Source organism: Ruminococcus sp. CAG:330 (assembly GCF_000437175.1).
Taxonomy (GTDB): Bacteria; Bacillota; Clostridia; order Oscillospirales; family Ruminococcaceae; genus Ruminococcus_C.
In genome coordinates this window covers 21,720-29,622 of record NZ_FR898046.1, presented here as the reverse complement: position 1 = coordinate 29,622, position 7,903 = coordinate 21,720, and the positions used below count along the sequence as shown (strand labels likewise).

The window sequence follows — 7,903 nt, the reverse complement described above, 5'->3', positions numbered from 1 at the left end:
CAGCCATACCCCCACAGGCGGCGGTATCGGTATGATCGCCATGGGTGCCGGCGGTCTGGATGTTGCAGTGGCAATGGGCGGCGGTACGTACTACATCACCTGTCCGAAGGTTGTCAAGGTAGAACTGACCGGCAAGCTTTCTCCGTGGGTGGCTGCAAAGGATGTCATTCTGGAAGTGCTGCGCCGGATGTCCGTAAAGGGCGGCGTTGGCAAGGTCATCGAGTATTGCGGCGAGGGTGTCAAGACCCTGTCTGTTCCGGAACGTGCTACCATCACCAACATGGGTGCAGAACTGGGCGCAACAACCTCCATTTTCCCGTCGGACGATGTGACTAAGGCATTCCTCGAAGCACAGGGCAGAGGCGAAGTCTGGAGCGAACAGAAGGCAGATGCAGATGCTGTCTATGACGAAGAGCTGCACATTGACCTGAGCAAACTGGTACCGCTGGCAGCATGTCCGCACTCTCCGGACAATGTCAAGACTGTGGCTGAGATCGGCAAGCTGAAGATCGATCAGGTCTGCATCGGTTCCTGCACCAACTCTTCTCTGCTGGATATGATGAAGGTGGCATACATCCTCAAGGGCAAGACCGTCAATCCGGATGTCTCCCTGTCCATCGCTCCCGGCTCGAAGCAGGTGCTGAACATGATGGCAGATATGGGACTGCTGGGCACCATCATTGCAGCCGGTGCAAGAATTCTGGAAAGCGCCTGCGGTCCGTGTATCGGTATGGGACAGTCTCCGAACTCCGGCGGTATCTCCCTGCGCACCTTCAACCGGAACTTCCTCGGACGCTCCGGAACCAAGGACGGTCAGATCTATCTGGTTTCTCCGGAACTGGCTGCATACTCTGCACTCACCGGTTACCTCAGCGATCCGAGAGAACTGGGCGAGATGCCGGACTTTGTACTGCCGGAGAAGTTCACTGTCAACGACAATATGATCGTTCTGCCGGCACCGGAAGAGGAAATGGACAAGGTGGAGATCCTGCGTGGCCCGAACATCAAGCCGTTCCCGGAGACCGCTCCGCTGGAGGCAACCATCGAGGCTGGCTGCTCGCTGAAGGTTGGCGACAACATCACCACTGACCACATCATGCCGGCAGGTGCCAAGATTCTGCCGCTGCGTTCCAACATTCCGGCAATTTCGCAGCACTGCTTTACTGTATGCGATGAGGCGTTCCCGAAGCGTGCCAAGGAGATGGGACAGAGCATTATCGTAGGCGGTTCCAACTATGGACAGGGCTCCTCCCGTGAGCACGCTGCACTGGCTCCGCTGTATCTGGGTGTCAAGGCAGTTCTGGTGAAGAGCTTTGCCCGTATCCACCGTGCAAACCTCATCAATGCCGGCATCCTGCCTCTGACTTTCGTCAACGAGGCAGACTACGAGAAGATCTCCCAGGGCGATGTTCTGGAACTGGCAGATGTTCGCAAGCACATCGAGGACGGCGAAACCACACTGACACTGGTCAACAAGACCACTGGCGCAGAGATTCCGGTACTGTGCGAACTGACCGGACGCACCAAGGATATCATTCTGGCAGGCGGTCTGCTGGACTACACCCGTGACAAACTGAGCAAGTAAGTAACCGGTTCCGAAAAGCCAAGTGTGCGCAGGAAACTGTGGTGCTTCCGGGACAGCTATTGCAAGGATCTGTTCGCCGTATTTCTGGCGGGGTGCGTCTGCTCGCTGCTTGCGGGCAGGGACATTCTGGATATGCCGGAACTGCTGGAGCATCGTCCTGTGGCAGCGATTGCGCTGCTGGTGCTGCTGTTTCTGTTTGCTGGCGGGCTGTATCTGCTACGGAAATATCTGTGTGCACTGCATCAAAATAAGGAGAACCGGAAATGACCGAGAGAACAGGCTTTCTCAACCGCAACCAGCTGAAATATCTGGTGATTGCCGCCATGCTCATTGACCACATTGCATGGGCGTTTGTTCCCACGGCATCGCTGCTGGGACAGGCGATGCACATCATTGGCAGACTGACCGGTCCGACCATGGCGTATATGCTGGCGGAGGGATATCACTACACCCGAAACGTGAAGAAATACGCTCTGCGGCTGGGTATTTTCGCCGTGATCTCATGGCTGCCGTTCAGTTATTTTGAGAGAGGCTGTATCCGCCCGGCGTTCGGCGTGATCTATACGCTGTTTCTCAGTCTGCTGGCGATCTGGTTCTGGGACAAGGGCAAGTGTTCAGTTCTGTGGAAACAGCTGGGGACGCTGGGACTCTGTCTTCTGTCGATCTTTGGCGACTGGGCGATGTTTGATGTGCTCTATGCGCTGACCTTTTTCCGGTATCGGGACAATCCGAAAGAAAAATGGATTTCGTTCAGTGCTATCACGGTGATTTGCTGTGTCGGCATGCTGGGAAATGAACCCATATGGAGCGGACTGTTCCAGCTGGGCATCTTTCTGGTGATACCGTTAATACAATATTGCTACAACGGCAAAAGCGGCAGTAAGAAGCCGTTTCACAAGTGGTTTTTCTATGTGTTCTATCCGCTGCATCTGCTGGTGCTGGGGATTCTTCGTTGGGTGGTGTTTGCGTAAATGAAGCAGGACAGGCAGCAGGAACTGCATTTCGAAGATCTGGCAAAGCAGTTCACGGAAAATGTTTCCCGAAGCAAGCGGGTATTTTCCATGGAAGATGCCATGCAGGATAACACTATGCGAAAATCCGTGCAGAAGCACCGGCGGAAAATGAAATGGAAAACAGTTCTGGAATACGCAATTGCTTTTTCGGCAATCGCAGTGGGACTTCCCGTTGTGCTGTGGTATCTGTACCGACAGTTTTTGCTGTTCCGGCAAATGCCGGAGGTGGTGCAGTTCTACTTGCAGCATCCGGTTCTGGGCGTGGCAACGCTTCTGGGTGGCGGTTTGTTTGCATGGGCACTGTACCATGCGAAAAAATAAGAGCCTGTAGGAAAGGCGTGGACATTGACAGTGATGACTTACAGTTGATTTTGGTGACAACTGCGGAATATGACAAAATTTCTGCGTTGGCAGAACACGCCGGATCTCGCATTGCTCCGGCGGAAACGTGATAAATGCAATGAGAAGCAATTTGAGGAGGAAAATCAAATGGCAAAGATTCAAATGACAACGCCGCTGGTCGAGATGGACGGCGACGAGATGACCCGTGTCCTGTGGCAGTGGATCAAGGACATTCTGCTGACCCCATATGTCGACCTGAAGACTGAGTACTATGATCTGGGTCTGGAATACCGGGAAAAGACCAAGGATCAGGTAACCATCGACAGCGCCAACGCCACCAAGAAGTACGGCGTTGCAGTCAAGTGCGCAACCATCACCCCGAACGCTGCAAGAATGCCGGAGTACAATCTGTCCCAGATGTGGAAGAGCCCCAACGGCACCATTCGTGCCATTCTGGACGGCACGGTTTTCCGTACCCCGATTCTGGTCAAGGGCATTGAGCCGTATATCCCCACCTGGACTGCACCGATCACCATTGCCCGTCACGCTTACGGCGATGTGTACAAGAACACCGAGATGAAGGTAAAGCAGGGCTCCAAGGCTGAGCTGGTTGTCACCGACGCAGAGGGCAAGGAGACCAGAGAGCTGATCTTCAACTTCGAGGATACCGATGGTATCATTCAGGGTCTGCACAACAAGAACAACTCCATCGCAGGCTTCGCCCGTGCATGCTTCAACTACGGTCTGGATCTGCATCAGGACGTTTGGTTCGCAACCAAGGATACCATTTCCAAGAAGTATGACCACACCTTCAAGGATATTTTCCAGGAGATCTACGACAACGAATACAAGGAAAAGTTCGAGGCAGCAGGCATCGAGTACTTCTACACCCTGATCGACGACGCAGTTGCCCGTGTCATCCGTTCTCACGGCGGTTATATCTGGGCTTGCAAGAACTACGATGGCGATGTGATGTCCGATATGGTTTCCACCGCTTACGGTTCTCTGGCAATGATGACTTCCGTTCTGGTTTCTCCGGACGGCATCTATGAGTATGAGGCTGCACACGGCACCGTTCAGCGTCACTATTACAAGTACCTGAAGGGCGAGGAGACCTCTACCAACTCTGTTGCAACCATCTTCGCATGGAGCGGCGCAATGCGCAAGCGTGGCGAACTGGACAATCTGCCGGAGCTGGCTGCCTTTGCAGACAAGCTGGAGAAGGCGACCATTCAGACCATTGAGGACGGCGTGATGACTGGCGACCTGTATCTGATCTCCAAGCTGGAGAACAAGAAGAAGGTCAACTCCAAGGAATTCTTGGAGGCAATCCGTGAGCGTCTGGATGCACTGATGGCATAATCCAAAAGATACGACAGGAATTGAGACAAGCGGGAACAGATCAATGGATTTGACCTGTGACCGGATTTTCATAGGGAGAGCGATCAATTGTGGTGCAGAAGCATGAGGTTTCCGAATCTGTAGTCCGCCGGCTGCCGCGGTACTATCGGCTGCTGCAAGAGCTGGAACGGCAGGGTCAGGCGCACACTTCCTCCAGAGAACTGGGGAAGCGTCTGGGAATGACTGCCTCGCAGATTCGACAGGATCTGAGCTGTTTTGGCTGCTTCGGACAGCAGGGCTACGGATATTCTGTGACAGAACTGCGGGAAAATCTGGAGCGCATCATGGGACTGCCGCAGCTGCTGCCGGCGATTCTGGTCGGCGCAGGAAATCTGGGGCAGGTCGTTGCGGAAAACGTGCGTTTTGAGCAGCGTGGATTTCGTCTGATCGGAATCTTTGACATCAAACCGGAGCTGGTGGGAAATCAGATGGCCGGGCTGGAAATCCAGCCCATGGAACAGCTGGAGGCGTTTTGCGCACAGCAAAAGCCTGTGGCTGCCGTTCTGTGCCTTTCCAAGGAAGTGGCACAGGATACCGCAGAGCATCTGGTCTCTCTGGGCATTCGGGGACTGTGGAATTTCAGCCACTGCGACATCGCTGTGGAGCACGCAAAGGTCGTGACGATGCATCTGGATGACAGCCTGATGACGCTCTCTTATAAACTGCATAATCTGTAAGAGCTGCTGCGGGACGGTTTCTAAGCTTATCCTGCGGGCGGACTCTGAACGGGTGCTGCGAAAAGGGTACTGGTTTCAGAAAAAATCAGTGCCCTTTTTGAATCGAAAAGGAGAAAAGAATGAGTGCGATAGCAGATACCTCTGCCATTCTCGTGTGCGCCGGAAATGCCACACGGATGCAGGGAAAAAATAAGATTTTGCTTCCTCTGGGTGATACCACGGTCATCGGCATGGCAATGCGTGCCTTTGAACAGTGCGAACGTGTGGCGGAACTGATCGTGGTGGCACGTCCGGCGGATCACGATGCCATTCGGGAAACGGCGGAAAAGGCTGGGATCACAAAGCTGCACGCTGTTGTGGAAGGCGGTTCGACCCGACAGGAGAGCGTGATGTGCGGACTGCATGCCCTGTCGAAAACAACGACCATGCTCGCCATTCACGACGGCGCACGTCCGCTGGTTCTGCCGGCGCAGATTGCGCAGGTGATTCAGGATGCTTCGATATTCGGCGGAGCAACGCTGGGCGTTCCGGTAAAGGACACCATCAAGGTGGTCAATGACAACCTGATCGTGGACACGCCCTACCGTCCGCACCTCTATATCACTCAGACACCGCAGGTATTCAAACGGCAGCTCTATTTTGAGGCGGTCACGTTTGCACGGGAGCACGGACTGGACTTTACCGATGACTGCCAGCTGGTGGAGGCAATCAACCACAAAATTTATATGACCACTGGAGATTACACCAATCTGAAAATTACGACGCCGGAGGACATTGCAATTGCAGAGATTCTGCTGAAGCGCCGGGAAAAGGAGGAAACAATATGCTGACGTTGCCATATCGCATTGGACATGGTTATGATGTTCACCGTCTGGTGGAGGGACGAAAATTGATTCTGGGAGGCGTGGAGGTTCCCTACGAAAAAGGATTGCTGGGGCACTCCGATGCCGACGTGCTGGCGCACGCTGTGATGGATTCAATGCTGGGGGCATTATCGCTGGGGGACATTGGCTGTCTTTTTCCAGACACGGATCCGAAGTATGCCGGTGCGGACAGCATGCTTTTGATGAAGGAAGTTGTAGAACGTGTAAAAGAAATGGGATATGTTGTCGGGAATCTGGATGCCACCATTCTCTGTCAGAGCCCAAGGCTGATGGGATATCTTACGAAGATGCAGCTCAATATTGCAGAGGTTTGCGGAGTTCGTTATTTTCAAGTCAGCGTCAAAGCCACCACGGAGGAAAAGCTGGGCTTCACGGGGGATGGTTCCGGCATTGCAGTGCACTGCGTCTGCCTGCTTGTCAGAGAATAACGCCTGATTTTCCACAATTTCACTTGTACCTGTGGAAACGCCTTTCGAACTCCAAAAAAATTCCGGCATATACTGAGATGAGGGAGTTTTCTCTCAAATGATATGCAAAGGGGTGAGAAAGATGTTGGGATGCAAGGCAGCAATGGTTTCTTACACGCAGGCATCCCGTGCCCGCAAAATCCTGCAGCGCCTCGGCTACTCCTGTGAAGTGCGCCGTCTGGAGCACATCGGACCGGAGGGGTGCGGATTTGTGCTGACCGTACACGGAAATTGCAGCCATGTTTCTTCGATTCTTGCACAGGAGGGTATCCCGTTCCAACGGATGCAGGAGGAGCGTGATGCGTGGTGACAGTCAATTTTGACAACGCTGCGACGACGTATCCAAAGCCGCCGGAGGTGCGGCAGGCAGTGGCGGAGGCAGTGCTGAAGTATGGCAATTCCGGACGCGGTGGCCATACGATCGCCGCACGCACCTCGGAAATGGTCTACGATGCCAGAGAAACGGCGGCAGACTTTTTCGGGGCAAAGGTGGAAAATACCATTTTCACACTCAACTGCACCCACGCCTTGAATCTTGCGATTCAGGGCATCCTGCAAACCGGCGACCATGTGATTTTCAGCGATCTGGAACACAATTCCGTCTACCGGCCTATTATGGCGCTGGCAAAGTCACGGAAAGTCGCCTATCGTATGGTGAAAATTGCGGCAGATGACGACGAGACCATGCGGCGGTTTCGGGCGGCGATTCGGCCGAACACCCGTGCGGTCGTCTGTACCATTGCCAGCAATGTGACGGGGCAGATCCTGCCTTACCGCCGTATTGCGCAGCTCTGCCGGGAAAACGGACTGTGCTTTATTGCGGACGGTGCGCAGGCGTGCGGCATTCTGCCGCTGTCATTGGAAGCGGACGGTATGCATATTTTATGTACCGCCGGCCATAAGGGACTCTATGGGATCACCGGCACCGGAATCCTCATGACGGACTGTCAGTTTCCCATTCGTCCGCTGATGCAGGGCGGAACCGGAAGCGCTTCCCGCAGTCCGGAACAGCCGGATTTCCTGCCGGATCGCCTGGAGTGCGGAACCCTCAATGTCATTGGGGCAGCGTCGCTGCGGGCGGGCATCGATTTTGTCAAGAGCCGGACGGTGGAGATGCTGTATCGCCATGAGAGCTATCTGTGCGACCTGTTTTGTCAGGCGATGCAGGAGCTTCCGGAGGTGCGGGTCTATCGGGAGGCAGGCGTTTCCTATGTGCCCATTGTCTCCTTTACGGTGGCGGATGAACCGCCGGAAAAACTGGCGGCGTGGCTCAGTCAGGAGGGCTTTTGCCTGCGTGCCGGTCTGCACTGCGCACCGCTGGCGCACGAAAAGCTTGGGACAGCGGATGGAACGCTGCGGTTTGCGCCGTCGGCATTCAGCCGGGAGTCTGACACGCTTCGGCTGGCTGCCAGCGTGAAAAATTATGTCAAGAATTTGAAAAATGGCGGAAACCTATTGAAAAAAACGAGCGATATGTTAAAATAGAAGAAGAGGAGCGCACAGTTTACGCTCGGAGAGTCTGTTTTGCACCTGT

Annotated in this window: 10 protein-coding genes; all 10 read left to right on the top strand. The window is 54.3% G+C overall.

The genetic code is table 11. The annotated features are described in order from the left end of the window. Positions 1-1,585: aconitate hydratase (locus QZL66_RS05305; RefSeq protein WP_293601876.1), on the top strand; the 1,585-nt coding region annotated here is incomplete at its 5' end. Positions 1,586-1,609: 24 nt separating this feature from the next. Continuing rightward, positions 1,610-1,852 carry a hypothetical protein gene (locus QZL66_RS05300; protein WP_293601875.1) on the top strand — a complete coding sequence of 81 codons (243 nt, stop codon included), beginning with the start codon at positions 1,610-1,612 and terminating at the stop codon, positions 1,850-1,852. Continuing rightward, positions 1,849-2,556 carry a TraX family protein gene (locus QZL66_RS05295; protein WP_022410697.1) on the top strand — a complete coding sequence of 236 codons (708 nt, stop codon included), beginning with the start codon at positions 1,849-1,851 and terminating at the stop codon, positions 2,554-2,556. Before QZL66_RS05300 ends, QZL66_RS05295 begins: the two co-directional genes overlap by 4 nt. Further along, the gene (locus QZL66_RS05290) at positions 2,557-2,919 is read left to right on the top strand and encodes a hypothetical protein (protein WP_022410696.1); all 363 of its coding nucleotides are present in this window, start codon (positions 2,557-2,559) and stop codon (positions 2,917-2,919) included. A gap of 168 nt (positions 2,920-3,087) precedes the next feature. After that, positions 3,088-4,302, top strand: coding sequence for an NADP-dependent isocitrate dehydrogenase (locus QZL66_RS05285; protein WP_022410695.1), 1,215 nt, complete (start codon positions 3,088-3,090; stop codon positions 4,300-4,302). 89 nt (positions 4,303-4,391) lie between these two features. Beyond that, complete coding sequence (locus tag QZL66_RS05280) at positions 4,392-5,018, top strand: redox-sensing transcriptional repressor Rex (RefSeq protein WP_022410694.1); 627 nt, start codon at positions 4,392-4,394, stop codon at positions 5,016-5,018. Positions 5,019-5,137: 119 nt separating this feature from the next. Beyond that, a complete protein-coding gene (ispD, locus tag QZL66_RS05275) occupies positions 5,138-5,848 on the top strand; it encodes a 2-C-methyl-D-erythritol 4-phosphate cytidylyltransferase (protein WP_022410693.1) in 711 nt (236 codons plus the stop codon). Beyond that, positions 5,842-6,330, top strand: coding sequence for a 2-C-methyl-D-erythritol 2,4-cyclodiphosphate synthase (gene ispF / locus QZL66_RS05270; RefSeq protein ID WP_022410692.1), 489 nt, complete (start codon positions 5,842-5,844; stop codon positions 6,328-6,330). Before ispD ends, ispF begins: the two co-directional genes overlap by 7 nt. Positions 6,331-6,427: 97 nt before the next feature. Beyond that, positions 6,428-6,679, top strand: coding sequence for a hypothetical protein (locus QZL66_RS05265; RefSeq protein ID WP_022410691.1), 252 nt, complete (start codon positions 6,428-6,430; stop codon positions 6,677-6,679). Then, complete coding sequence (locus QZL66_RS05260) at positions 6,673-7,854, top strand: aminotransferase class V-fold PLP-dependent enzyme (protein ID WP_022410690.1); 1,182 nt, start codon at positions 6,673-6,675, stop codon at positions 7,852-7,854. The genes QZL66_RS05265 and QZL66_RS05260 overlap by 7 nt, the downstream gene beginning before the upstream one ends. Positions 7,855-7,903: the final 49 nt, after the last annotated feature.